We start from the raw sequence: 25832 nt of genomic DNA on the forward strand, positions 1-25832 counted from the left end.
AAGACCCGTGCAGCCCTTGGGGAAGAGAATGCGGCGGAGCTGGTTAAAGAAGGTTTGATAGCTGTTTCTTTTTGACGGCGCGGGGCGCCCGTGAGGAGGAAATCGAGCCTCCCAAGACGGAACTTTCGGACGCATTGGACGTTCTCCATACCGGCCCGGCGGTGTGCGCACCCTACCCGAACCCAAGCTCCGCTTGGCCGATGGCTCTCCCCAAGCCCGAAAGCCCGGCGGCAACGCCGGGCTTTTTCTTGGCCCGCGTTCTTGGCCCGCGTTCTTGGCCCGTGTCTTGGCTCGCGCCCGCCGGACGGTCGATCGGGGACGCCGAGGCGAGGTGCGATTCGGTGCTGTCGTTTACCGGCCAGCCCCGGAAATTTTGCACTGCGATCTGTTCCTCACTACATTCCGGCCAAGAGCTTGGCACCAAGACACGGAAAATGACGGAAACACTGACAAAAGACCAAATTTTGGCGGCGCTGAAAGGCGTAAAGGGGCCCGATCTCTCCAGCAATATTGTATCGCTCGGTCTCGTGTCCGAGGTCGTCATCAACAAGGGCAAGGTCTATTTCGCGATTTCGGTGGACCCGGCGCGGGCGGCCGAGCTGGAAGGACTGCGAAAGGCCGCCGCGACGGTCGTCGAGGGCCTGCCGGGCGTTGCCAGCGCGACGGTGACGTTGACTGCGGATCGCGAACCGGGGAGCACCGCCCCGACTTCGAGCCCCAGGCCTGCCCGGAGCGAGACGCCTCAAGCAGCGCCGGAAGCGCCCAGCCCGAAGACACCCGCCAACACGGCCCCGCCGGGACGCGCCGGCCAGGCACGCCAAACCGCGGGCGGTATTCCCGGTATTCGCCGCATCGTCGCCGTGGCGTCCGGCAAGGGCGGCGTCGGGAAATCGACCACGGCGGTCAACTTCGCGCTGGCGCTGAAGGACCAGGGCCTCAAGGTCGGCATCCTCGATGCGGACATTTACGGCCCCTCGATGCCGCGTCTTCTCGGGCTCAGCGGTCAGCCGCAACAGCTTGCGGGCAACAAGCTCGATCCCATGCGGCAATACGGGCTCAAGGTCATGTCCATGGGCTTCCTGGTGGACGAAGACACCCCGATGATCTGGCGCGGTCCGATGGTCATTTCGGCGATCTCACAGATGCTCAAGGACGTTGCCTGGGGCGAGCTTGACGTTCTCGTGGTTGACATGCCGCCCGGCACGGGCGATGCGCAGCTCACCATGGCGCAGCAAGTCCCCTTGGCCGGCGCGGTCATCGTCTCGACGCCACAGGACCTGGCGCTGATCGACGCGCGCAAGGGACTCAATATGTTCCAGAAGGTCAACGTGCCCGTTCTCGGCATCGTTGAGAATATGTCCACGTTCCTCTGCCCCCATTGTGGCGGCCGGTCTGATATTTTCGGTCATGGCGGCGCGAAGGAGGAGGCCGCGAAACTCGGTGTCCCCTTCTTGGGCGAGGTGCCGCTGACCCTGGCGGTGCGGGAGACATCCGACGGCGGCAAGCCGATTGTCGTCAGTGATCCGGACAGCGACGTCGCAAAGGCCTATCGGCAGATCGCCGAGACGGCCTGGGCCGAAATCGACAGCGCATCGGGCGGCGCCCGGCCCGCGCCGAAGATCGTGATGGAGAGCTAGACGCGGAAGGCGGCGTCGTAAGGTCAAATCCGGGGGAAGCCGCCATGGGCGCAGTTCGCCCCCACTTGGCGCGGATGTCCATGGAAGACCCGCCGCCACATAAGGAACGAATATAGATGTGTGGCATCGCCGGATCGATCGACCTTGGGGGAAAGCGGCTGCCCGACCGCACCATGCTACAGAGGATGGCCGATGCCCTGATCCATCGCGGTCCCGAGGATTCAGGCTTTCTGAGCGCGCCGGGCGTCGGCTTCGCGCATCGCCGTCTCAGCATTGTTGGGCTCCAGGACGGCCGGCAGCCGATCTACAACGAAGACCGCACCGTGGCCGTGATCTGCAACGGCGAATTTTTCGATCACCCCGAGCGTCGGGCGCACCTCGAAGCCAAGGGCCACATCTTCAGCACCCATAGCGACAGCGAGATCCTGGTCCATCTCTATGAGGAGTACGGCGAGGGCCTGTTCCCCCATCTCAAGGGCCAGTTTGCCTTTGCGCTTGTGGATCTCGTGCGCGGCGTGGTGCTGCTCGGCCGGGACCGTGTCGGGATTTGCCCCCTGTTTTGGTCCCGCCAGGGCGACACGATCTATTTCGCCTCCGAGATCAAGGCGCTCATCGCCTCTGGCGCCGTGCGCCCGGAAGCCGATCCGCGCGGCCTCGACCATCTCTTCACGTTCTTTGCCCTGAGCTCCCGCCGCACGGCGTTCAAGGGCGTTCAGGCCCTGGAGCCGGGTCACTATCTCCGCATCGAGCTGCCGCGGGGCCGGGGGGTCGCAACGCCGGTCGAGCGCAAATATTGGGACTTCGATTTTCCCGACTGGGGCGACGAACTGGACGGGGACGAACGGCAGCTCACCGACGCCTTCCAAGCCGTCTTCGAGAACGCCGTCGATATCCGGCTCCGTGCCGACGTTCCGGTCGTCGGGTATCTGAGCGGCGGCGTCGACTCGGCCTTTGTCATGGCCACGGCCGGGCGCGTCGCGGGCCGCGCCTTGCCCAGCTTCACACTGCGGATTCCGGGCAAGAATCTCGACGAAGCCGACGAGGCCATGGAGGCCGCGCAAGCGATCGGTGCCCATCCCACCGTGGTACAGGCTGGCTCCGACCTCATCATGGATTCCTACGAAGCATTGACCCGCGCCGCCGAGTGCCCGGTTCTGGACACCTCGTGCGCGGCGCTACTGGCGCTGTCCCGGGAAGTCCGCGCGCAAGGCTACAAGGTCGTCCTGACCGGCGAGGGCGCGGACGAAGGGTTCGCCGGGTATATCTGGTTCAAGATGCGGGAAATGGCGCGCATACTGGACTACGGCGACGCATTCACCCCGACATCGGTGTTGAGCCGCGTGATCCGAAGGGTCGGCTCCAAGCAAAGCACCGAGGAACTCAAGCGGATCGATGCCCTCCTTGGCGGCCCGCACGCGCAGTCGGTCATGTACAGCCTCGTGTCGACGGCGCGGGACCGCTATTTCAGCCCGAGCTTCAAGGAAGACCTCGGCGGTCACGTTGCTTACGAGGATCTGGATCTCGACCTGGAGCGCATGGCGCGGTGGCACCCGCTCAATCGCTCGTTATATCTGGGTTACAAAGTGCACTTGGCCGGTTTGCTTCTGACACAGAAGGGCGACCGCATCGCCATGGCCAACAGCGTAGAGACACGCTACCCGTTCCTGGACGAGGATGTGATCTCCTTCGTTTCCCAGCTCAGCCCGCGATGGAAGCTGCGCCGCCGCACGCGCGACAAATACCTGCTTCGGCAGGCGGCGGGGCAGATTCTGCCGCAAAACATCGCGCAGCGTCCCAAACACATGTTCCAGGCGCCGCTGGCCGACAGTTTCCTCGTTGGCGCGCCTGCGTTCGTATGCGAGCTTGTCAGCGAGGAAAGCCTCAAGCGGACGGGCTATTTCGATGTCGATCAGGTCCGGCGCGACTGTGCGCTGGTGTCCGCGGAAGGATCGAGCCGAAACCTGGGCCGGTTCTATAGTCTGGGTCTCGGCGGTGTCGTGGCGACGCAACTCTGGCACCACGTCTATCTCGGCGGCGGCCTTTGCAGCCTTCCGGTGGATGCGCCGCCCGTGGCGGCCGAGGAGGCACCTTTCGACGAAGCCGTTCCGGCCGCCTAGGCCGCGCTCGAACGCTTCCGAAGCGGCGCAGGGCGCGGGCTGCCGGCCAAGGCTTCTTCGGCGTGGACCGCTGCGGCCTCGGGCCGCCCGTAGAGGAAGCCCTGAACCTGCGGACAGCCGAACCGGCGCAGCATCCGCGCCTGCTCCGGCGTCTCGACGCCTTCCGCCGTAACCGCGATTCGCAGAGACTTGCCGAGCGCGATGACCGTCTTGACGATCGCGCGCATGGCCGGGTCCCGCGTCATGTTGCGGACGAACTGCTGGTCGATCTTGATCTTCGAGAACGGGAAGCGGGCGAGATAGCTGAGGCTCGAATACCCGGTGCCGAAATCGTCCATGGCGATTCGCACGCCGAGCTCGCGCAGGCGGCTCAGCTTTGCCAGCACTTCTTCGGTATCGTTGATGAGAAGGCTCTCGGTGATTTCAAGCTCGAGCCTGTTCGCAGGCAGCCCAGTCTCGTGCAGGACGTCGGCGACCGTCTCGGTGATATCGCCGACGCGGAACTGGGCCGGGGAGAGGTTGACGGCGACCGTGAGGTGCTCGGGCCACCGGGTCGCGTCGGCGCAGGCCTGACGCAGCACCCATTCGCCGATCGGGACGATGAGCCCGGTTTCCTCCGCGATGGGAATGAAGTGCCCCGGCGAGATGATCCCGTGTTCGGGGTGACGCCAGCGGATCAGCGCTTCGGAGCCGCAAGGCATCTCGCTCTTCAGATCGTATTGCGGCTGGTACACGACCTCGAACTCGCAGCGCCGCAGCGCGTGTCGCAGATCCTGTTCGATCGTGTGGCGCCGTTGAACCGCCTTGTCCATGCTCTCTTCGTAGAAGCAGACGCGCTGTCCACCGTCTTCCTTCGCACGCGAGAGCGCAATCGCGGCGTGCCGCACAAGGACATCGGCGGTGTTGCCGTCCGCCGGTGCCAGGGCGATGCCCGCGCTCGTGGCCAAGACCACCTCGCGATTGTTCACGTGGAAGGGCCGCGCCAGCGCGGTTCCGAGACGGTGCATGAACGCCATGACGTCGCTGAGGGCCGTCACTTCGGTCAGGGCGATCGCGAATTCGTCGCCGCCGACGCGAGCGACGATATCGCTGTCCCGTGCCGCGTGCTGGATGCGGCTGCCGAAATCGTGGAGAACGCGGTCCCCGCCGTGGCTCTCGAGCGATTCGTTGAGCTCCTGAAAGCGGTCGATGTCGACGCTGATGAGCGCAAGATGCCGTCCTTCCGGCCGGTTGCGCTCCAGGGCATGGTCGAGAAGGCCGGCAAATGTCGCGCGATTGGCAAGCCCGGTCAGGGTGTCGTGTTTCTGGAGGTAGCGGACCTCTTCGCTTGCCCGGCGCTGGGCGCGACCCCGGCTCCAGGCCAGAATGAGCGGGATGGCGATACCGGCGCTAACGAGCGCGAGAATGACAAGGGCCATGAACCCGAAATAGCTGGACAGGACCTTGGCCTGCTCGCTCTGATCGAGATAGACCTCCAAGGAGCCATGCACGTTGCCGCGAAGGCTGATGGGAATGTGCAGCCGCGCAAAGTGCGCGGGCTGATTCGTTGCATTCCCCGCGTAGAGGCCGATCGTCGCGCCATTCAGGTTCGGATTGACCGCGGCCGCAAGGGCCGTCTGATCGAGCCGGAGATTGGCGAGCCCGCTCGTGTAAATGACCTCACCTCTCGAATCGTACAGCTCGTAGCGTAGAACGCGCCGGCTGTAGCCGATGTCGGTGAACACGTCCGCGAACCGGGCCGCGCCCCCGGGAACTGTCAGCGCCTGCAACAGGATCTGCGGGTCCGCCAGGACGGCGTTGCGAATCCGATCCTCGGAGGCGAAGGCCTCGCGCTCCAATTCCATGAGGCTGATGCGGGTTGGCGCGACAAGCGCAGCCAGCCCGATCGCGATCGCGAACGACGTTAGTCCCAGCCAGTGCCAGTATCGTTTCAGCAGTTCTCGAGGTCGCATGGGGCCACGGTGCAAAGCGTTGTTCGTTATAGGCCAATCAACTAGAGACCAAACTAGGGCGCTGGAGGTTAAGAAACGGCGTAAGCGGAGGGATTTAGGGCAGAATCATGCGGGATTTGACCTGACTTTTGTCGGAAAAGTCCATTTTGTCCGGGGAATCCACGCAAATCGGCGCGAATTCCCCGTCGCAACGCTTTGTTAAGGCAAATCCCGACTAGCCGCCGGTCGCGGACATATGGCGGGATACGGCGGGCGCGGCGTTCCGGTCGATGGCGAAATCGTGCCCTTGCGGCTTTCGCGCGATCGCCTCGTCGATGGCCGCATGGAGCAGGTCGTCGGTGTCGCTCACGCGCATGGGCGTCCGGAGATCGGCCGCGTCCTCCTGGCCGAGGCACATATAGAGCGTGCCGGTGCAGGTCACCCGGACCCTGTTGCACGATTCACAGAAATTATGCGTCATCGGGGTGATGAAGCCGAGACGTCCGCCCGTCTCACGGACGCGCACGTAGCGGGCCGGTCCCCCGGTGCTGTCGGGAATGTCGTCCAACGTGAAGTGCTGCGACAGACGGGTCCGCACCAGCGACAGTGGCAGGTATTGATCCGTCCGGTCCGTGCCGATCTCTCCCAGCGGCATCGTCTCGATCAGAGTCAGGTCGAAGCCCCGGCCATGGGCCCAGCGCAGCAGCTCCTCGATCTCGTCCTCGTTGACGTCCCGCAATGCGACGGCATTGATCTTGATCTTGAGGCCGGCCCGGACGGCGCGGTCGAGTCCCCGCATGACTTGGTGGTAGTCGCCCCAGCGAGTGAGGAAGCGGAACTTGGCCGCATCGAGCGTGTCCAAGGACACGTTGATCCGCTTCATGCCATGCTCCGCCAGTTGATCGGCAAAGCGGTGGAGCTGGCTGCCGTTCGTGGTCAGGGTCAGTTCGTCGAGTCCATTGCCCAGATGCCGGGACAAGGATTGGATCAGGCTCATGACATTCCGCCGCACAAGAGGCTCGCCGCCCGTCAACCGCAATTTGCGGACGCCGCGCTGGATGAAGGCGCTGGAAAGCCGGTCGATCTCCTCGAGCGTCAGCAAGTCCTTCCGCGGGAGGAAGGTCATGTCTTCGGCCATGCAATAGGTGCAGCGAAAGTCGCAGCGATCCGTTACGGACACGCGCAAGTAAGTCACGGCACGGCCGAACGGGTCGACCAGGTTGGCGGCGGGATCGGTCATGTCGGCGTCTCTTGGGCCTGTTCCTCACAGAGGCGCGTCTCGTTGCGCGCCTGTTGTTCGTTTGCGGGCTCTTGTTGTCCGTCACGGCCCCGAAGTTCCGCCTCGATGAGGCCGGACCAACTAGAGTATATTGAATTCTCGGGCATTCAATAGCACCTGGGACAGCCGACCCGGGAGGCGCGCCGAAGCCACGCGTCCGAAGAGGGCGCCGATCCACGAGCGTTCAGCCAAGGAGATCCTGCCATGGACGAAGATCGTTTCAACATGTCGATGCGGCGCTTCCTGAAGGAGGTCGGCGTGACCTCGCAACAGGCGATCGAGGCGCTCGTGCGCGACGAAGGGTTGCGCGGCCATGGCAAGCTGAAGATGAAGATGATCCTCACCGCCGCAGATACGCCGCTCAACCATGTGGTCGAGGGCGAAATCGATCTTGGCTGACATGCGCCTTGGGTGACACACACTTTGGAAACGCGATCGAGGCATCCGGTATGACGTCTTGGCCCACGGAGCTGAAACTCGACAAGGACAAGGCCGTCCTGACCGTGTCTTTCGACGACGGCGCGCGCTATGCGTTGCCGGCCGAGTTGCTGCGGGTCCTCAGCCCGAGCGCCGAGGTGCAAGGGCACAGTCCCGAGCAGCGCGTCACCGTGCCGGGAAAGAAGAACGTCCGCATCCAGGAGCTGGAGCCGGTCGGGACCTACGCGGTGCGCATCACCTTCGACGACGGCCACAATACCGGACTCTATGTCTGGGACTATTTGCGCGACCTCGGCGAGAATCAGGAGGCCCGTTTCAGGGCCTATCTGAACGAGCTCGCCGAGAAGGGCCTGTCGCGCTGACGGGGCTTGGCGAGCGCGTCCCGCGCCCGGTCATGCGTCAAGGACGATGCGGTACCGGGCGTTCCCGGCTTTGAGATGCTCCAGCGCGTCATTGACCTGGTCCATGGGGAAGTGCTCCGTTTGCGGCGCGATGCCGTGATGGGCCGAGAACTCGAGCATCTTCGCCATCACCAGGGGCCCCGCGGTGGGCGATCCGGAGATACTGCGCTGCGCCGTGATCAGGTCCATCGCCATGACCGGCATCGGCTTCAGCACGGCACCGACAATGTGCATGCGGCCGCGCGGCGCCAGCATGCCCACCATGGCCGGCCAGTCCAGGGGCACGTTCACGGTGACGAGCAGAAGATCCGAGCTCCCGGCGTTGGCGCGCAGCGCCTCCCTGTCGCGGCTGTTGACCACGCGATCGGCGCCGAAGGCCCGTGCCTCGTTGGCCTTGGAGTCGGTCGAGGTGAAGGCGGTCACCTCGCAGCCCCACGCCTTGGCGAATTTCAGCGCCAGATGGCCGAGCCCGCCGATCCCCACGACGCCCACATGCTGCGTCGGGCTGATGTCGTAGTCGTGGAACGGCGCGAACACGGTCGTGCCGCCACACAGAAGGGGTCCGGCATTCTTGGCATCGAGCGTCTCGGGCAGGGGAATCGCCCATTGCCATTGCGCCCGGACCCGGTCGGCGAAACCGCCATAGTGGCCGACAATGGTCGCCACGTTTTCGGCGCAGAGGTTGCCGTCACCGGCCAGGCATTGCCGGCAGTGCATGCAGCTCTCCGCGCTCCAGCCGATGCCGACACGCTGGCCGACGGAAAGGCCCTTGGCGAGCGGCCCCAAGGCCACGACGCGGCCGATGACCTCGTGGCCCGGCACGGCGGGGAAGGTCGAGATGCCCCAGTCATTGTTCACGACGGACAAGTCCGAATGGCAGATGCCGCAGGTTTCGACTTCGACCTCGACCTCCTCCGGTCCGAGGGGGCCTGCGTCGTATTCGTAGCGTTCAAGGCGCTGTCCCGGCGCCATGGCGGCCCATGCCTGCACCATGCTGGTTCTCCCGATGTTCGATGATTCGCTGTGAGGTCGGGTCAGTTCAGCAAACAACGCTGCGAACGACAACCGTCCTGAAGCGGTATCAGCCCTTCTCCCTGTCGAGCAGGGTGCGCTTGCGTCCCGGGCCCCAGCGATAGCCCGACAGCGTGCCGTCGCGGCGGACCACGCGGTGACAGGGAATGGCCACGGCAAGCTTGTTGGCCGCGCAGGCGCCGGCCACGGCACGCACCGCCTTGGGTGCCCCGATCGTGGCGGCAATCTCGCCGTAGGTCGCTGTCTTGCCGGGCGGGATCTTCCGCAACGCCTCCCACACGCGGCGTTGGAAGGCCGTACCGCGAATATCGAGCGGAAGCGCGCTCTGTTTCGCCGGCATATCCACGAGGGAGACCACGGCCGCGGCGGTGGCGCCGAATCGGCCATCGCCCTCGTGGAAGACCGCATGGGGGAAGAGCGTCTGCAATGCGGTCGTGAGTTCGTCTGGCTGATCGCCCAGAAGAATGGCGCATACGCCCTTGGTGCTCGCGGCGATAAGGACATAGCCGAGCGAACAGGGCGCTACGGCATAGGTCAGTTGCTCGGCGGTGCCCCCATCGCGGAACGTGCGAGGCGCCATCCCGAGCGCGCCAGACGCGCCGGAATAGAACCGCCCCGAGGAGCTGAACCCGGCTTCGTACAGGGCCTCGGTCACCGTGGCGCCACGGGACAGCGCCGCCCGCACCCGCTGGTCCCGCAAGGCTTCGGCATAGGCTTTCGGGGTGATGCCGAGAGAGGCCTTGAATTGACGATGGAAGTGATGCGGGCTCGATCCCACCGCGCGCGCCAGGTCGGCAAGAGTCACGGGCGCGTCCGCCGACCCCATGAGGCGGCAGGCCCGCTCGATCCTTTCCGCCCAGGCCGGCACCACGCCGGAGGGTGCGCAGCGTTTGCACGGACGGAAGCCGGCCCGTTCCGCCGCCTCGGGACTTGCGTGGAACGAGACATGCTCCCGATCCGGCTTCCGGGCGGGGCAGGATGGCCGGCAGTAGATCCCGGTGGTCCTGACGGCGTAGTAGACGCGCCCGTCGAAGCGGGAATCGCGCGCCATGACCGCCCGCCACGCGCGGTCCTCGTCGAGGCGCTCGGGGGTAAGGCACTTGGCATCGTGCGCGGAACGGGTCAGGCTCTGGGGCATTCCTTATGCGTCCAAAGTTCGAGGATCCAAGAGTCGTGGCTCGACGCGGTGCCGAGGCCGGGATTGTGCCATCGCGAGGGTGGCCGCGCACTCCGATCTTTGCCGTTGAAGTCGTCGTATTCCCGTAAGGCCGATCAGCCCCGCTGCGCCCAAAGCCGGACTGGCATTCCCCTGGGGCCCGCACAATATAGAGAGATGACGCCGGCGCGACGGTCCGGTCCGCGGGGCGGCGGCGGGGATTGCATCTGATGCACAGTTTCTGCGGCCGGGGCGGCAGAATGTCGCGAAAAAGTGATATTTCAGGCGCAAACAGGCGAATCTGAAATGCGGTGACGGCACCCGAATCGCAATGCGTGCCGGCATCTAGGAGACTGGGTTGACGGATCAAGCTGAACATGACGCACGTGCGCTGCGGCAAGGCCGCGCCTGGCGCGCCCGTCAGACCGCCAAGCGCGCCGTCCATGCGCTGACGGCGAAGCTGTGGTCGTCCTTCTGGCTGATCGTCATCGTTGCCGTGATCATGGCGAGCCTGGTGACGCTGGGAGACCTGTCCGTCGGGCTGGCCCTCGCCTCCTTCCTCGGCTTCGTCGCGGCCGTCCTGCTGCTCCCGCTCCAGGAGACCGATCAGGAGGAAGCCGCCGCGTTCGCCCCGTCGCCGGTGGTCAATCGCAGCCGCTCTCCCATGTCGGCGGTGGTCGACGCATTGCCGGACCCGGGCATCCTTCTCAGCCCCACGGGGCAGGTCGTATTCTTCAACGCGCCGGCGAAGCGCCTCTTCGCCTCCTTGCGCGAAGGCAACCACATTTCCTCTTTGATCCGCGCGCCCGAATTCCTCGATGCAGTGAGTGAGGCCCCGCGGACGGGCCGGGCCGTGTCGGTGGTCTATGCCGAACGCGTCCCCGTCGGCCGGCGTATGGAAGCCACAGTGGCGCCACTTGCCCGTAGCGGCGAATCGGACGGCGACATCCTCGTCCTCCTGCGCGATTTCACCGAGGGCGATCGCATCAATCAGATGCGGACGGATTTCATCGCCAATGCCAGCCATGAGATGCGGACCCCGCTGGCCTCGCTGCGCGGGTTCATCGAGACGCTGCAGAGCACGGCCAAAGAGGACGAAGCGGCCCGCGAGCGGTTCCTGCCGATCATGGCGGAGCAGGCCGCGCGCATGACCCGGCTGATCGACGCGCTTCTGTCGTTGAGCCGGCTCGAAATGAACGCGCATGTGCCGCCGAGCGACCTGGTCGATCTGAACGACGTCCTGGGGCATGTCCGCGACACGCTGGAGCCCCTCGCGGCGGACAGCCAAACGACCTTGGAGGTCGAGCGTTTCGCCAAACCGGCCATCGTGCGCGGCGATCGCGATGAACTCCTCCAGGTCCTCCAGAACCTGGTGCAGAATGCGCTGAAATACGGGCGCCCCGGCGGGACGGTGCGGATCGAGGCGAAACACATTCCCTCGCTCAACCAGCAGGCGAGGGGGCGTTTCGCGATCTCCGTGATCGACGACGGCCCCGGCATTCCGGCGGAGCATCTGCCGCGGCTGACCGAACGCTTCTATCGCGTTGACGTCGATTCCAGCCGCGAGAAGGGCGGAACGGGCCTCGGCCTTGCGATCGTGAAGCACATCTTGAACAGGCATCGCGGCGAGTTGGCGATCGCCTCCAACCCGGGACAGGGTTCGACCTTCACGGTTATGCTTAACGAGACTCAGCCCGCCGGTGACAAGGCCGCGTTGTCCACAGCACGCAAGCGTTAAATTGCATAAAAAACAGTAGCTTGCACTGTCATAATAGAGAATCATCAGCGTCATAAAAGAATGGTCAAGGGCCATTAGCGTGCCCACGAGCTGGCGGCGTAGGGCACGCTAGCCTAGGCGCTTATCCAAGCGCCCAGATCCAAGCCAAGGGAGTTCTATTGTGAACAGGTTTGCTATCGCAGCGTCGACGCTGGCCGTCGCCGCTCTTTGCACGGGTGGCCCCGCGCTGGCCCGTGACCAGGTTCAGATCGCCGGGTCCTCGACGGTGCTGCCGTATGCGCAGATCGTCGCCGAGGATTTCGGTAAGACCTACTCTAAGTTTAAGGCGCCGGTCGTCGAGTCTGGCGGTTCGTCCGCCGGCCTGAAGCAGTTCTGCAAGGGCGTCGGCGAGGGCACCATCGACATCGCCAATTCCTCGCGCCCGATCAAGGACAGCGAAATCAAGGCCTGTGCCGAGGCTGGCGTGAAAAACATCATGCCGGTTCGCTTCGGCTATGACGGCATCGTGTTCGCGACCGACGCCAAGTCGGACGCTTGGGCTCTCGAGCCGAAGGACGTGTACCTCGCTCTCGCCGCGGAGATCCCGGTCGACGGCAAGATGGTCGAGAACCCGAACAAGACCTGGAAGGACGTGAACGACAAGCTTCCGGATTGGAAGATCGTCGCTTACATCCCGGGCGAGAAACACGGCACCCGCGAAGTCTTCGAAGAGAAGGTTCTTGTTATCGGTTGCGAAGCTGCCGGTGGCCACAAGATCTACGTGGACGGCGGCATGGACACGAAAGCCGCTGGCAAGGCTTGCTACAAGGTCCGCAAGGACGGTGGCGCGGTCGACATTGACGGCGACTACACCGAGACGCTGGCCCGTATCCAGTCCAACCCGACCGGCGTCGGCGTGTTCGGTCTGTCCTTCTACGAGAACAACACCGACAAGCTGAACGTCGCCACGATGGACGGTATTGCCCCGTCTGTTGAGACGATCTCCTCCGGCAAGTACCCGGTCTCCCGCCCGCTGTTCTTCTACGTCAAGAAGGACCACATCGGTGTGATCCCCGGCCTCAAGGAGTATGTGGAGTTCTTCACCAGCGAGAAGATGATCGGTCCGGACGGCCCGCTGGCCGACTATGGCCTTGTTCCGCTGCCTGAGGAGGAGCTCGAGGCCCTTCAGGAAGAAGTCGAGGAGGGCAAGGTTCTCAGCATGTAGAGTGCTGTCGATCCTGTCTAGCCAACCACGTTGGGGGAGCGGTGCCGCGCAAAGGCGCCGCTCCCCTGGCCGGGCCCTCCGAACCGGGGCCATGAAGAATTAGAATGACCGACCGAGGGGGGTCGTCGGGTGTCCAGTCTCACGATACTTGCCATTCTCATTGGTGCAGGCGTCCTCGCCTACTTCATCGGCCGCATGCGCAGCATCCAGACTTGCGGCGGCCAGCAGCAAAACCTCCACTCGCGTCCGTCCTATCACGGCTACTACCTCGCTATTCTGACCGCCCTGCCGGCGATCATCCTGCTTGCCGTCTGGGGCATCGCGGAACGTCCGCTCACCCGATACGTCGCCATGCAGGAGCTGCCGGCGAAGGTGCTTCAGGGCAGTGATGCCGAAAAAGCGCTCACCATGAGCGTGGTGGATACGATCGCCGAGGGTCTGCCCCAGCTCAGCCCCGAAGAGTATGAGGTCCTGCGCAAGGCGCGGTATGGCTTCGTCACCACGTCCGATGCGCGGGACGTGCTCGCGCGGCATGGCGTCGTTCTGGGCTCCGATCCGGATCGCTCGCTTCTGGCCGCTGCGGACGAACTCGCCTCGCGCGCGGAACCAGCCGGTTCGCGCTGCCGATCGGCCTGTTTTGCTCTTGCTGCCTTGGGCTTTGTCTGGGGCTATTCCCGCATCCGGCCCGAGCTGCGGGCGCGCAATATCGTCGAGCGCGTCATGCGCGGCGGCCTGTTCCTGGCCTCGACGGTCGCGGTGCTCACGACCGTCGGCATCGTCCTGTCGGTGCTGTTCGAAACCATTCACTTCTTCCAGTTCGTCTCTCCGTTCGACTTCCTGTTCGGGACGGTCTGGGATCCGCGCTTCGCCACGGTCGGCAAGGCGGAAGGCCAGTTCGGCCTGCTGCCGCTCTTGTGGGGCACGCTGTTCATCTCGGCGGTGGCCCTGCTGGTTGCCGTCCCGGTTGGCCTCTTCGCCGCGATCTACATGTCCGAATATGCCGGCTCCAAGGTCCGCGCGTTCGCCAAGCCCGTTCTCGAGATCCTCGCGGGCATCCCGACGATCGTCTACGGCTTCTTCGCCCTGTCGGTGTTCGGCCCGCTGCTCCGCGACCTCGGGTTCAATATCGGGCTTGAGATCTCGGCCTCGAGCGTGCTGACCGCCGGCATCGTCATGGGCGTGATGATCATTCCATTCGTGTCGTCGCTGTCCGACGACATCATCAACGCGGTGCCGCAATCGCTTCGCGAAGGCTCCTACGGGCTCGGCGCGACCCAGTCCGAAACGATCAAGAAGGTCATTCTGCCGGCCGCTCTGCCGGGCATCGTCGGCGCCGTGCTGCTCGCGGCCTCGCGGGCCATCGGCGAGACCATGATCGTGGTTCTGGCCGCCGGCATCGCCGCGAACCTCACGCTCAATCCTCTTGAGCCGGTCACGACGATCACGGTGAAGATCGTCAGCCAGTTGACGGGCGACCTCGAGTTCAACAGCCCGCAGACCTTGGTGGCATTCGCCCTCGGTCTCACGCTGTTCATCATCACCTTGGCCCTGAACGTCTACGCCCTCTACATCGTGCGCAAATATCGGGAGCAGTACGAATAATGACCGATCAGACCGCCTCCCTCGCATCCTTCACAGGCGAAGAAGCTCAGAAGAAGCTGCGCAAGCGGCATCGGGCCGAGCGCCGGTTCCGCGCCTACGGCGTCGCGGCGATCCTGTTCGCGCTGGCCTTCCTGGTGTTCCTGTTCACCTCGATCTTCAGCCAAGGCTGGTCCGCATTCCTGCAGACCTCCATCAAGCTGCCTGTCGAGTTCAGCCAGGACGTGATCAATCCGTCGGGCAACCCCGACGCGGAAGACGAAATTTTCCGCGCCAATTATGTGAAGCTGGCGCGTGCGGCCCTCTACAAGCAGCTCGGCATCGATGCCGAGGATCGCAAAGTGCGCCGCGATGCCAACAAGCTTCTGTCGCGCGGCGTCGATGTTCAGCTGCGCGACATGGTCCTGCGGGATCCGTCGATCATTGGGAAGACCGAAGACGTGTGGCTGCTTGCCAGCGACGACGCGGATGCCTTGCTGAAGGGATCCATCGATCGCAAGACGCCGAGCGATCGCCGCGCGGTCAATGATCAGCAGGTCGCTTGGATCGACCAACTCGTCGACAAAGGCGACATGGAAAAGCGCTTCAATACGGGTCTCTTCGTGAATGGCGCCTCGAGCAATCCGGAAACGGCCGGTCTTGGCGTTGCGCTGATCGGCTCCTTCTTCATGATGCTCACCGTGGTTCTGCTGGCCGTGCCTCTCGGCGTGTGCGCGGCGCTTTATCTCGAAGAATATGCGCCCAAGGGGAAGATCTCCGACACGATCGAGGTGAACATCAACAACCTCGCCGCGGTGCCGTCCATCGTGTTCGGTCTTTTGGGCCTGGCCGTCTTCATCAACTTCTTCGGCCTGCCGCGCTCGGCCTCTCTGGTCGGCGGTCTGGTGCTGACCCTGATGACGCTTCCGACGATCATCATCACCACACGCGCCGCCATTCGCGCGGTGCCGCCCTCCATTCGCGAAGCGGCCCTCGGCGTCGGCGCGTCCAAAATGCAGTTGATCGGACACCACGTGCTGCCATTGTCCTTGCCAGGCATCTTGACCGGTACGATTATCGGGCTGGTGCAGGCACTGGGTGAAACGGCCCCGCTTCTGATGATCGGCATGGTGGCCTTCGTGGTGGAGTATCCGACGACCCCGCTCGATCCCGCCACCGGCCTGCCCGTGCAGATCTATATGTGGGCATCGTCCGCGGAACGTGGCTTTGTGGAGCGCACCGCCGGTGCGACCATGGTATTGCTGGCCTTCCTGATCGTGATGAACAGTTTGGCCGTTTATCTCCGGAACAAGTTCGAACGCAAATGGTAAAGAGGACCGAAGCTATGGAGGCGAAGGTGGAAGACAGGCCTGCTATGACGGTCGAGCAGCCAGCCGAGCCAAAGGAGACCGACGATGCGGCTCCCGCCGCTCTCGGCGAGCTGAAAATCAAGGCGACGGACGTCAACCTTTGGTATGGCGAGAAACAGGCGCTCTTCGATGTCAATCTGGAGGTCTTCGGCCAGTCGGTCACAGCCCTGATCGGGCCGTCCGGTTGTGGCAAGTCCACGTTCCTGCGCTGTCTCAATCGCATGAACGACGTGATCGACATCTGTAAGGTCAAGGGTGACATTCGCCTCGACGGCGAAGACATCTATGCGCCCGAGGTCGATCCGGTTCAGCTTCGCGCCCGTGTCGGCATGGTGTTCCAGAAGCCCAACCCCTTCCCGAAGTCGATCTATGAGAATGTCGCCTATGCGCCGCGCCTCCACGGTCTGTGTGCGACCAAGGCGCAGATGGACGAGGTCGTCGAGACCAGCCTGATCAAGGCCGGTCTTTGGGAGGAAGTGAAGGATCGGCTGGATGCGCCGGGCACCGGCCTCTCCGGCGGTCAGCAGCAGCGCCTTTGCATCGCGCGCGCCATCTCCGTCAACCCGGAGGTCCTCCTCATGGACGAGCCCTGTTCGGCGCTCGATCCCATCGCGACGGCGACGATCGAGACGCTTATCGACGAGCTCAAGGAAAATCTTTGCATCGCCATCGTGACGCATTCGATGCAGCAGGCCGCGCGTGTGTCCCAGCGTACGGCGTTCTTCCATCTCGGCAAGCTTGTCGAGGTGAACGACACATCGACAATCTTCACCAATCCGTCCGATCAGCGCACCCAAGACTACGTCACCGGTCGCTTCGGCTGATATCGGCGCTCAGGAGTCCGCCCCCCATGGAACAGCAGAACGAACATATCGTCCGGTCCTACGAGGAAGAGCTTTCTCTCCTCAACAACAAGATCGCCAAGATGGGCGGTCTTGCCGAAAAGGTTCTCGGACAGTCCTTCGAGGCGCTGGATCGCCGCGACCCGGATCTGGCCGCCACCACGATCAACGAGGACGAGGAGATCGATCAGCTTCAGCGCGATATCGAAGAGCAGGCGGTTGTGATGATCGCCCGCCGGCAGCCGATGGCCTACGATCTCCGCCAGATCATGGCGGCCTTGCGGATTTCCACCGATCTGGAGCGCATCGGCGACCTCGGCAAGAATATCGCCAAGCGAGCCGTCGCCGTGGTGACCGAGCAGCAGCCCAAGCAGCTGATGCTCGGCCTGAAGCACATGGGCGAATTGTCCCTGAACCAGCTGAAGGAAGTGCTCGACGCCTTTATCGAGCGCGACGCAGAGCGGGCCTTGAGCGTCTGGTACAAGGACGAAGAGATCGACGCGATGTACAATTCGCTGTTCCGCGAACTCCTCACCTACATGATGGAAGATCCGCGGAATATCGGTCTGTGTACGCACCTGCTCTTCGGTGCGAAGAACATCGAGCGCGTGGGCGATCACGCAACCAACATTGCAGAGACGGTCTATTATCTCGTACATGGCCGGCCGATCACGGATCAGCGTCCGAAAGGCGACACGACCAGTTCGACAGCCTATACGTCGCTGAGAAGCTCCAACTTCTAACGGGCGGCAGGTGACAGGCATGAGCGCGGGAGCGAAGGTGCTGGTTGTCGAGGACGAGGAGCCTTTGGCGCTTCTCCTACGCTACAACCTCGAGGCCGAAGGCTTCGCCGTCGATGTTGTCCATCGCGGCGACGAGGCGGAAGTCTCCATCGCGGAGAATTCGCCGGATCTGATCGTCCTGGATTGGATGCTGCCCGGCCTGTCCGGGCTCGAGCTTTGCCGGCGTCTGCGCACCGGCAAGGAATCGCGCACCATTCCGATCATCCTCCTGACGGCGCGCAGCGAAGAGAACGACCGCATTCGCGGACTGACCACGGGCGCTGACGACTACGTGGTGAAGCCGTTCTCGCTGCCCGAATTGATGGCACGTGTGCGCGCCATTCTCCGCCGCACCAGCCCGGAGCGTATCGCCTCGGTGCTATCGGTCGGCGACATCGAACTCGACCGGGAGTCTCATCGCGTCACGCGAAGTGGCCGGCAGATCCACCTCGGCCCCACCGAGTTCCGCTTGCTGGAATTCCTCATGCAGAGTCCCGGGCGCGTCTTCAGCCGCGCGCAGTTGCTCGACGGCGTTTGGGGGCGGAATGTCTATGTCGATGAACGTACGGTCGACGTGCATATCGGCCGGTTGCGCAAAGCCATGATGCGCGGCAGCGAGCGCGATCCGGTTCGCACCGTGCGTGGCGCCGGCTATGCCTTTTCCGACAAGTTGGAAGAAACGGCCTAGCGAAGCTGGCTCGCTCCAAGCCTTCCCCCGACATTCGGGGCGTCCCGGAAATTCGCGCCTTCCCAAAAAGGAAAGGCGCCAGCTTTCGTGGCGCCTTCCGTCATGTCGCAAAAGGGAAGAGAGGCTCAGCCATTGGCTGAGCGCTTCTCCCGCCGCCGCGCCTGTACCGGCTGATAGGCCATGCGGGCATGATGCTCGCAGTAAGGCATCGAGCCGGACTTCTTGCGCCCGCAAAAGTGAAACCCTTCCTCGGTCGGATCGCCGATGGGCCAGCGGCACATCGACTCCTTCAGCGTGAGGATGCTCGCCCGCTCGTGCAGCGGGATCACCAGCTCCTCGACAGGAGCCGGCGCCGGTGCCGCTTCGTATTCCTCCTCGAAGGTCGGCTTCAGCGCGACATTGCCGCGCGTACCGAAGGTGAGCGAAGGCGCCCGATTTTGCCGTGGTGTATGCGTGCGCCGCGGCCGCGGAACGCTGGAGCGCGAACTGGTCGCGCGCCCCGAAAGTCCCAGCCGGTGCACCTTGCCGATCACCGCATTGCGGGTCACGCCGCCTAAGCGACCCGCGATTTGGCTCGCGCTCAGTCCTTCGGACCAAAGCTTTTTCAGCAGTTCTACTCTTTCGTCGGTCCAAGCCATTTTGGCCTCCTCGTTTGGACTCAGATTCCACCCGTCATGAGAGACGGCATTTTTTTCAATACTCGGATTTACTGCTGAGAAATGACCGCCCGGGCGTCCAACATGCCTACGACATCTGGTAGCCGAACGATTATCACCCTACTAAGGCCGGTAGAAACCGACAAGCGTCCGCCGTGCTTGTGTGCCTCGTTTTCCACCGGAACGATCCGATTCTGCCATCACTCCGGGCCGAGCACAAACCCAGGCGTTGATAGAAACGTGGAGAAACGTTGGATAAGCGGGTCATAAGGACAGATTGACTCAACTGTGGAGCAGACCTAACACTCTGACTCTGCTTGGTGCCGCCGATTGGCGGCACTTTTGTTTCAAGAACACGGAAGTTTCATGTCGGCTCTTCTTCCGACCTATGCTCGCAGCGGATTGTCCTTCGCGCGGGGCGAAGGCGCCTTTCTCTTTGACGAGAGCGGGGAGCGCTATCTCGACTTCTCGAGCGGCATCGCCGTCACCGCGCTCGGGCACGCGCACCCGCATCTGGTCGAGACCTTGAAGACGCAGGCCGAGAAGGTCTGGCACGTCTCGAACCTGCACGGCATCCCCGATCAGGAGCGCCTCGGCCGGCGTCTCTGCGATGCCACCTTCGCCGATCGGGTGTCTTTTACGAATTCCGGCGCCGAGGCCGTGGAGGCCGCGATCAAATGCGCGCGCCGGTACCATTTTGCCAACGGCGCCCCAGAGCGGTATCGGCTGATCACCTTTGAGGGCGCTTTTCATGGGCGGACGCTGGCGACCATCGCCGCCGGCGGCCAGGCGAAGCATCTGGAAGGCTTCGGCCCGCCCGTGGACGGCTTCGACCAGGTCACGGGCTTCGACATCGATGCCGTCAAGGACGCGATCACCGGCGAGACCGCCGGCATCCTGCTCGAGCCCATCATGGGCGAGGGCGGTATGCGCGAGGTGCCCTATCGCTTCCTGCAGGATTTGCGGGCGCTGTGCGACGAGGAAGGTATCCTGCTGGTTGCCGACGAGGTGCAATCGGGCGTCGGCCGCACCGGCCGCTTCTATGCCCATGAATGGGCAGAGATCACGCCGGACATCATGGCGTCCGCAAAAGGGCTCGGCGGCGGCTTCCCGATCGGCGCGTGTCTCGCGACGGAAGCCGTGGGACAAACCATGGTGCCGGGCACGCATGGGTCCACGTTCGGCGGCAACCCGCTGGCCGTGGCCGTCGGCAACGCCGTGCTCGATATCGTTCTCGAGCCCGGCTTTCTCGAACATGTCGCGCAAATGGGCTTAAGATTGAAACAGCAGCTCGCCGGTCTTGCCGACGAGCACAGCGAGATCATCGCCGAGGTGCGGGGCCAGGGGCTCATGATGGGACTGAAGTGCAAGCCGGAGAACACGAAGCTCGTCGCGGCCTTGCGCGAGCGGGGCATGCTCACGGTCCCGGCCGGGGACAATGTCGTGCGCCTGCTTCCCCCTCTCATCGTCGGCGAGGACGAAATCGACCTCGGCACCCGTACCATCGACGCTGCCTGTGTTGCCCTGAAAACCGGCGATGCCGGGCACGTTTAGTTCCATTCTCAAGCCCTGCTTCCAAGATTTTCGGTCATGTCTCCGACGCCTCCCATTTTCTGGATATCGATGCCCTGGATACGCCGACGCTGCGCGCCATCCTCGACACGGCCGCCACGCTGAAGACAGCGCGCAAAGTCCCCAAAGCGCTCGCCATTCCCGACGGCGCGGTCCTGGCCATGATCTTCGAAAAGCCGTCGACGCGGACGCGCGTTTCGTTCGAGATGGCGATGCGCCAGCTCGGCGGCTCGGCCATCGTGCTGAATGCCCAGGACATGCAACTCGGGCGCGGCGAGACGATCGGCGATACCGCGCGGGTGCTGTCCCGCTATGTGGATGCGATCATGCTCCGGACGGGTCCTCATGACGGGCTCCTGGCGTTCGCCGAATACGCGGAAATTCCGGTCGTCAACGGCCTCACGGCGCGGTCCCATCCCTGCCAGATCATGGCCGACATCCTGACTTTCGAGGAGCACAAGGGGCCCATCGCGGGGCGCATCGTGGCTTGGATCGGGGACGCGAACAACGTCGCGACCTCTTGGGTGCATGCGGCCGCGCGTTTCGGCTTCACCTTGCGCATTGCGGCCCCGTCGGATTTCGGCCCGGACCCGGACTTGCTGGCTTGGGCCCGTGCGCAAGGCGCAACCATCGAGGTCGGCACCGACGCCGGCGCCGCCGCCAACGGTGCGGATTGCGTGGTCACCGATACGTGGGTCTCCATGGGCGACAACGATGTGGCGGCGCGCAAAGCGGCCCTCGAGCCGTTCCGGGTCGATGAGGCGCTGATGGCGCTGGCCAAGCCCGACGCGATCTTCATGCACTGCCTTCCGGCCCATCGCGGCGACGAAGTGACGGACGCGGTGATGGACGGGCCGCAATCGGTCGTTTGGGACGAGGCGGAAAACCGGCTGCACGCGCAAAAGGCGATCCTGGTCTGGTGCCTGCACAACGGTCGCCTTCCGGCGCAGTCCGCCGCACGCAAAGCGGCCGCGAAGCCTAAGGCCAAGAAGGTCGCGACGAAGAAGGCAACAGCGAAGCGGGCATCGGCGAAGAAGACGACCGCGAAGGAGCCCGCAGCCAAGAAAACGCGCGCGCCCAAAAAGGCCGCGAAGCGCGGAGGCAAGAGGTGAGCGAATCCGCTTCCCATGAGGCGATCCAGATCACGCTGCCGTCGGACGACGTGGTTCTGCCGTTCCAGGCCGAGCAGGCCGACGTCCTCGGGCGCCTGGTGAAGCTGGGTCCGACCGTCGACACGATCCTGTCGCGCCACGATTACCCCGAGCCCGTCTCGCGCCTGCTGGGCGAAGCGGTCGCGCTGACGGCGCTGCTCGGCGCCTCGCTGAAATCGGACGGCAAGCTGATCCTCCAGGCCTCGACCGATGGCGCCGTCGATCTCCTCGTGGCCGATTTCGTGGTCCCCGGCGCCATGCGCGCCTATGCCCGTTTCGACGAGGAGAAGCTGGCGGCCCTCGACCGGGAGGACGACGCGGCGCTGCTCGGACACGGCCATCTTGCCATGACCATCGATCGCGGCCAGGACGCCGAGCGCTATCAAGGCGTGGTGCCGCTCGAAGGCTCCAGCCTCGCGGAGGCCGCGGACACCTATTTCAAACAGTCCGAACAACTGCCGAGTTTCTTGCGGCTTGCCGTGGCCCGGCACTTTCAGGTCGGGGCGAACGGCGAAGGTGCCTGGACCTGGCGCGCCGGCGGACTACTGGTGCAGAAGCTCACGCGCGAAGGCGGGATCGTGAGCCCGAAGCGGTTCGAGGAAGATTGGACCCGCGCGAAGTCGCTTGCCGAAACGGTCGAGGACCATGAGCTACTCGACCCCACACTCGCACCCGAACGGTTGCTCTTCCGCCTCTTCCATGAAGAGCAGGTGCGGGTCTATCGCGCCATCCCGTTGACGACTTATTGCAGCTGCTCGCGCGAACGCGTCGGGGAAATGCTCGAACGCTTCTCGGGCGAGGACCTGGCCGACATGGTGGTCGACGGCAAGCTCTGGGTCAGTTGCGAGTTCTGCAACGCCCGTTACGACTTCGACCCGGCCGATTTCGGGGCCGAATAGGCACCGGACCGCTTGATCCTCTAAGCGCGCATCCGCTCGCCGAGCTTTGCCAGGAACGCGAGGCAGGAGTCGATCTGCGCCAGCGAGACGAACTCGTCCGCCGCATGGGCCTGTTCGATGTCGCCGGGGCCGCACACCACGGCCGCGCAGCCCGCATCCTGGAACAGGCCGGCTTCCGTCGCGTAGGAGACGCCTGAGGCGCGGTTGGCGCCGGTCAGCGTCATGGCCAGCGACACCGCCTCGGAGTCCGGCCCGGCCGAGAACGCCGGGACCGCTGTCTCCGTCCTTGTGTCGATGGCGGCATTCGGCGCGACGGCACGCATGTTCGGCAGCAAGGTCCTGTTGGCGAACGCCGCGAGCCGCGCGGGCACGTCCTTGGCCTTGGTGCCGGGAAGTCCCCGGAGCTGCCAGAGCACGTCGCAGTTCCGTGGCACGATATTGGGCGCGGTCCCCCCGTCCACCATCGCGACCATGACGGTGGAGTAGGGCGGGTCGTAATGCGGATCGTTCTCGGCCTTCGCGACCTCCGCCGCCATGCGGTCGATCTCCTCCACGATCTTCGAGGCGGCGGAAATCGCATTGACGCCGATCGCCGGCATGCTGGAATGGGCTTCCTTCCCGGTGACCGTCGTGCGGAACACGTCGATGCATTTGTGTCCGTCGATGACCTGCATGCCGGAGGGCTCGCCCACGATGACGACACGCGGGCGCGGCAAATCCTGCCCGAACCGCGCGATCATGGGCCGCACGCCGATGCATCCCACCTCCTCGTCATAGGAAACGAGGATATGGATGGGCTCGGCCAGCGGCGCCGATTTGAACAGCGGCACCGAGGCGAGCACGCAGGCGATGAAGCCTTTCATATCGCAGGTGCCCCGTCCGTAGAGCTTGCCGTCCCGCTCGGTCAGCGTGAACGGATCGGAGGTCCAGGATTGGCCCGTCACCGGCACGCAGTCGCTATGACCGGAAAGCCCGACGCCGCCCGCGCCGTCGCCAATGGTCGCGAGCAGGGAGGCCTTCTTGCCGTCGTCGCTCGGCACCAGGGTGGAGGCGACACCGTGACCGTCCAAGACGTCCCGCACGAATGCGATCAGATCGAGATTGGACCGCGCGCTCGTCGTGTCGAAGGCGACGAGCTTCGCGAGAAGGTCTTTTGCGTCTTGCGTGCGCGCGGGCGTCGCCATGCTGTTACTTCACCATCGAAAGGGCTCGATCGAGGTCCGCTTCCAGATCGCCGGCATCTTCCAGGCCGACCGAGATGCGGATCGTGCTGTCGAAAATGCCGAGTTCCGCACGGGTCTCCGGCGAAAGGCGTTGGTGCGTGGTGGTCGCCGGATGGGTGGCCAGACTCTTGGCGTCGCCGAGATTGTTGCTGATGCTGACGAGATCGAGCCCGTTCAAGAACGCAAAGGCGTCTTCCTTGGTCGTGCCGACATCGAAGGCCACCAGCGGGCCGCCAAAGGCCATCTGCTTCTTGGCGAGGTCGTGCTGGGGATGGTCCGCGCGTCCCGGATAATGGACCCGTGTGACCGCCGGCGCGTCCGCCAGAAAATCGGCGATGCGCGCGGCGGACTCGCAATGCCGGGCCACGCGCAAGGGCAGCGTCTCCAGTCCCTTGAGCAGCACCCACGCGTTGAACGGGCTCAACGACGGTCCGGTATGCTTCAGGAACGTATGCAAGGTCTCGTCGACGAACTCCTGCGGGCCGAGGACCACGCCGCCCAGGCAGCGGCCTTGCCCGTCGATGTGCTTCGTCGCCGAGTAGACGACGATGTCGGCGCCGAGCGCCATGGGCCGCTGGCCGAGCGGCGTTGCGAACACGTTGTCGACGATGGTCAGCGCGCCGCATCCCTTGGCGATCTTGGCCACGGCCTCGATGTCGACCAGCTCCAGAACGGGGTTCGTCGGCGTTTCGAAGAAAAAGGCTTTCGTGTTGGGCGTGACGGCGGCCTCCCAGGCTGCCAAGTCCCGGCCGTCCACAAGCGTCGAGGTGATGCCGTAGCGCGGCAGGAGGTCCTCCACGATATAGAGGCAACTGCCGAACAGGGCGCGCCCCGCGACCACATGGTCGCCCGCTTTGAGATGGGACAGGAGCGAGGCGGCCACGGCCGCCATGCCACTCGCCGTGCCGCGCGCGGCGTCCGCCCCCTCGAGCGCGCAGATGCGCTGCTCGAACATGGAGATGGTGGGGTTCGCGTAGCGGCTATAGACATAGCCCTCCGTTTCGCCCTTGAAGCGCGCTTCGGCCTCCTCGGCGTTTTCGTAGACATAGCCGGAGTTGAGAAAGAGGGCTTCGGAGGTTTCGCCAAACTGGCTACGCAGCGTGCCCTCGTGCACCAGCTGCGTGGCGGGCCCCAACCTTGCTGCTTAACGCCTCGCGGCTCTCGTTCTTCCCGGCCATGACCAAACACTCCTCGTTCGTTTTCACCTGTCGCGATTTTTGGCCGGCGGCATAAAAAAACCCGGACTTGGCTGCCGCCAAAGGCCCGGGGTCGAAGTCCGCGGCCTTTTAGCGACTTGTTTTACGTGGCTGCAAGCCGGCCGGCCAAATCACCACACCCCGATTAATGTCGCGCCGGGGCGGGAGCGTCAAGCAAAACGGGCAGGCTCATTCGAGGCAGGCCGTGGCAATTCCGAGCCGCTTCGCCACCATGCGGGCTGTTTCCTCCCGGCGGGCGGTCAGAGCGGCGGTCGCCGTCCGAACCGTCTCGACCGCCGCCGCAGGCGCCCGGTCCGGGGCGCCCGCATCGAAGGGCGGTTCGGGCGCATATTGCATGGCGAGTTGGATGGCCTCCGCCACCTCCTGTCCGCGCAGCATCGCGGCGACCTGCAGGGCCCCGTCGATCCCGGAGGTGACGCCGCCTGCGCAGACGAGATTGCCGTCCACGACGACGCGGGCATCGATGGGCGTCGCGCCGAACAAAGGCAGAAGATGCTGCACGGTCCAATAGGTCGTGGCCTTTTTGCCGCGCAGCAGCCCCGCCGCCCCGCAAAGCAGCGCGCCCGTGCACACGGAGAAGAGGATCTTCGCTTCGGCAGCCTGGCGGCGGATCCAGCTGAGCAGGGCCTCATCCCGCATCAGGGCCTCCTGTCCCGGGCCACCGGGGATGTGCAGCACGTCTAGCCGGGGCGCATCCAGCAGAGACCCATCGGGCGTGAGCTGCAAGCCGGCCGCGTCTTCGACGGGCGCGGTGGTTAGCCCGTAGAGGCGGCAGGTGGCATTCGGAATGCGGGCGAAGACCTCGAACGGGCCGGTGAGGTCGATCTGGTCGAGCCCTTCGAACAGGAGCGAGCCGATTTCAAGGGGCGTATCGCCGGGACTCTGGCCTTCTGGGGTCATGGGCCTTCCGGGGTCATGGGC

At 64.4% G+C, this 25832-nt stretch carries 21 protein-coding genes, 1 pseudogene and 1 riboswitch; of the genes and pseudogenes, 14 read left to right on the forward strand and 8 right to left on the reverse strand.

Annotated features, from left to right (window positions below; all coding sequences use genetic code 11):
- The first annotated feature begins 434 nt into the window (after positions 1–434).
- Together apbC and asnB are read left to right on the forward strand one after the other, a co-directional pair.
- Entirely contained in the window at positions 435–1637 is a 1203-nt protein-coding gene (gene apbC, locus AUC68_RS06330) for an iron-sulfur cluster carrier protein ApbC (protein ID WP_069437056.1), read from the forward strand.
- Between the two features lie 116 nt (positions 1638–1753).
- On the forward strand, positions 1754–3754 hold the full coding sequence (asnB, locus tag AUC68_RS06335) for an asparagine synthase (glutamine-hydrolyzing) (RefSeq protein ID WP_069436841.1): 2001 nt from the start codon (positions 1754–1756) through the stop codon (positions 3752–3754).
- Here the strand turns inward: asnB and AUC68_RS06340 are convergent.
- Both AUC68_RS06340 and moaA read right to left on the reverse strand, forming a co-directional pair.
- Positions 3751–5706, reverse strand: a complete 1956-nt coding sequence (locus AUC68_RS06340) for a putative bifunctional diguanylate cyclase/phosphodiesterase (RefSeq protein WP_069436842.1) — start codon at positions 5704–5706, stop codon at positions 3751–3753. The two genes, asnB and AUC68_RS06340, sit on opposite strands and share 4 nt — an antisense overlap.
- Positions 5707–5920: 214 nt before the next feature.
- Positions 5921–6925 (reverse strand): GTP 3',8-cyclase MoaA, encoded by a 1005-nt coding sequence (gene moaA, locus AUC68_RS06345; RefSeq protein ID WP_069436843.1) that lies wholly within the window; start codon positions 6923–6925, stop codon positions 5921–5923.
- A gap of 243 nt (positions 6926–7168) precedes the next feature.
- Here moaA and AUC68_RS06350 point away from each other — a divergent pair, with 243 nt between their 5' ends.
- Both AUC68_RS06350 and AUC68_RS06355 read left to right on the forward strand, forming a co-directional pair.
- A complete protein-coding gene (locus tag AUC68_RS06350; RefSeq protein WP_069436844.1) occupies positions 7169–7363 on the forward strand; it encodes a DUF6494 family protein in 195 nt (64 codons plus the stop codon).
- Positions 7364–7413: 50 nt separating this feature from the next.
- The gene (locus AUC68_RS06355) at positions 7414–7764 is read left to right on the forward strand and encodes a gamma-butyrobetaine hydroxylase family protein (protein ID WP_069436845.1); all 351 of its coding nucleotides are present in this window, start codon (positions 7414–7416) and stop codon (positions 7762–7764) included.
- A gap of 30 nt (positions 7765–7794) precedes the next feature.
- Here AUC68_RS06355 and ahr read toward each other — a convergent pair whose 3' ends face one another.
- Positions 7795–8796: an NADPH-dependent aldehyde reductase Ahr gene (gene ahr, locus AUC68_RS06360; RefSeq protein WP_069436846.1), complete on the reverse strand. Its 1002-nt coding sequence runs from the start codon at positions 8794–8796 to the stop codon at positions 7795–7797.
- Positions 8797–8884: 88 nt separating this feature from the next.
- On the reverse strand, positions 8885–9973 hold the full coding sequence (gene ada, locus AUC68_RS06365) for a bifunctional DNA-binding transcriptional regulator/O6-methylguanine-DNA methyltransferase Ada (RefSeq protein ID WP_069436847.1): 1089 nt from the start codon (positions 9971–9973) through the stop codon (positions 8885–8887).
- A 376-nt stretch (positions 9974–10349) separates the two neighbouring features.
- Here ada and AUC68_RS06370 point away from each other — a divergent pair, with 376 nt between their 5' ends.
- The 7 genes from AUC68_RS06370 to phoB all read left to right on the forward strand — a co-directional run bounded on the left by AUC68_RS06370 (position 10350) and on the right by phoB (position 18193).
- Positions 10350–11729: an ATP-binding protein gene (locus AUC68_RS06370; RefSeq protein WP_141701120.1), complete on the forward strand. Its 1380-nt coding sequence runs from the start codon at positions 10350–10352 to the stop codon at positions 11727–11729.
- A 160-nt stretch (positions 11730–11889) separates the two neighbouring features.
- Positions 11890–12933 carry a substrate-binding domain-containing protein gene (locus AUC68_RS06375; RefSeq protein WP_069436848.1) on the forward strand — a complete coding sequence of 348 codons (1044 nt, stop codon included), beginning with the start codon at positions 11890–11892 and terminating at the stop codon, positions 12931–12933.
- Positions 12934–13062: 129 nt separating this feature from the next.
- Entirely contained in the window at positions 13063–14535 is a 1473-nt protein-coding gene (gene pstC, locus AUC68_RS06380; protein ID WP_069436849.1) for a phosphate ABC transporter permease subunit PstC, read from the forward strand.
- Positions 14535–15842 carry a phosphate ABC transporter permease PstA gene (pstA, locus tag AUC68_RS06385; RefSeq protein WP_069436850.1) on the forward strand — a complete coding sequence of 436 codons (1308 nt, stop codon included), beginning with the start codon at positions 14535–14537 and terminating at the stop codon, positions 15840–15842. The genes pstC and pstA overlap by 1 nt, the downstream gene beginning before the upstream one ends.
- A gap of 14 nt (positions 15843–15856) precedes the next feature.
- On the forward strand, positions 15857–16705 hold the full coding sequence (gene pstB / locus AUC68_RS06390; protein WP_425283215.1) for a phosphate ABC transporter ATP-binding protein PstB: 849 nt from the start codon (positions 15857–15859) through the stop codon (positions 16703–16705).
- Positions 16706–16731: 26 nt separating this feature from the next.
- Positions 16732–17466 carry a phosphate signaling complex protein PhoU gene (phoU, locus tag AUC68_RS06395; protein WP_069436851.1) on the forward strand — a complete coding sequence of 245 codons (735 nt, stop codon included), beginning with the start codon at positions 16732–16734 and terminating at the stop codon, positions 17464–17466.
- A 19-nt stretch (positions 17467–17485) separates the two neighbouring features.
- The gene (phoB, locus tag AUC68_RS06400; RefSeq protein ID WP_069436852.1) at positions 17486–18193 is read left to right on the forward strand and encodes a phosphate regulon transcriptional regulator PhoB; all 708 of its coding nucleotides are present in this window, start codon (positions 17486–17488) and stop codon (positions 18191–18193) included.
- A gap of 125 nt (positions 18194–18318) precedes the next feature.
- On the opposite strand, the gene AUC68_RS06405 is transcribed toward phoB, so the two are convergent.
- On the reverse strand, positions 18319–18831 hold the full coding sequence (locus AUC68_RS06405) for a GcrA family cell cycle regulator (RefSeq protein ID WP_069436853.1): 513 nt from the start codon (positions 18829–18831) through the stop codon (positions 18319–18321).
- Between the two features lie 384 nt (positions 18832–19215).
- Here AUC68_RS06405 and AUC68_RS06410 point away from each other — a divergent pair, with 384 nt between their 5' ends.
- The 3 genes and pseudogenes from AUC68_RS06410 (at position 19216) to AUC68_RS06420 (ending at position 22471) form a co-directional block, all read left to right on the forward strand.
- Positions 19216–20403, forward strand: a complete 1188-nt coding sequence (locus AUC68_RS06410; protein WP_069436854.1) for an aspartate aminotransferase family protein — start codon at positions 19216–19218, stop codon at positions 20401–20403.
- Positions 20404–20429: 26 nt separating this feature from the next.
- Positions 20430–21347 (forward strand): annotated as a pseudogene (gene argF / locus AUC68_RS06415) (ornithine carbamoyltransferase); the annotation flags it as partial.
- Between the two features lie 182 nt (positions 21348–21529).
- Positions 21530–22471 carry an Hsp33 family molecular chaperone gene (locus tag AUC68_RS06420; RefSeq protein ID WP_069436856.1) on the forward strand — a complete coding sequence of 314 codons (942 nt, stop codon included), beginning with the start codon at positions 21530–21532 and terminating at the stop codon, positions 22469–22471.
- A 20-nt stretch (positions 22472–22491) separates the two neighbouring features.
- On the opposite strand, the gene argE is transcribed toward AUC68_RS06420, so the two are convergent.
- The 3 genes from argE to AUC68_RS06435 all read right to left on the reverse strand — a co-directional run bounded on the left by argE (position 22492) and on the right by AUC68_RS06435 (position 25811).
- Positions 22492–23655 (reverse strand): acetylornithine deacetylase, encoded by a 1164-nt coding sequence (gene argE / locus AUC68_RS06425; RefSeq protein ID WP_069436857.1) that lies wholly within the window; start codon positions 23653–23655, stop codon positions 22492–22494.
- Positions 23656–23659: 4 nt separating this feature from the next.
- On the reverse strand, positions 23660–24829 hold the full coding sequence (metZ, locus tag AUC68_RS06430; RefSeq protein WP_069436858.1) for an O-succinylhomoserine sulfhydrylase: 1170 nt from the start codon (positions 24827–24829) through the stop codon (positions 23660–23662).
- Positions 24830–24960: 131 nt separating this feature from the next.
- Positions 24961–25038: riboswitch (SAM riboswitch) on the reverse strand.
- Positions 25039–25079: 41 nt separating this feature from the next.
- Complete coding sequence (locus tag AUC68_RS06435) at positions 25080–25811, reverse strand: DJ-1/PfpI family protein (protein ID WP_069436859.1); 732 nt, start codon at positions 25809–25811, stop codon at positions 25080–25082.
- Between the last annotated feature and the right edge of the window lie 21 nt (positions 25812–25832).

This window comes from Methyloceanibacter methanicus (genome assembly GCF_001723285.1).
Lineage (GTDB): Bacteria > Pseudomonadota > Alphaproteobacteria > Rhizobiales > Methyloligellaceae > Methyloceanibacter > Methyloceanibacter methanicus.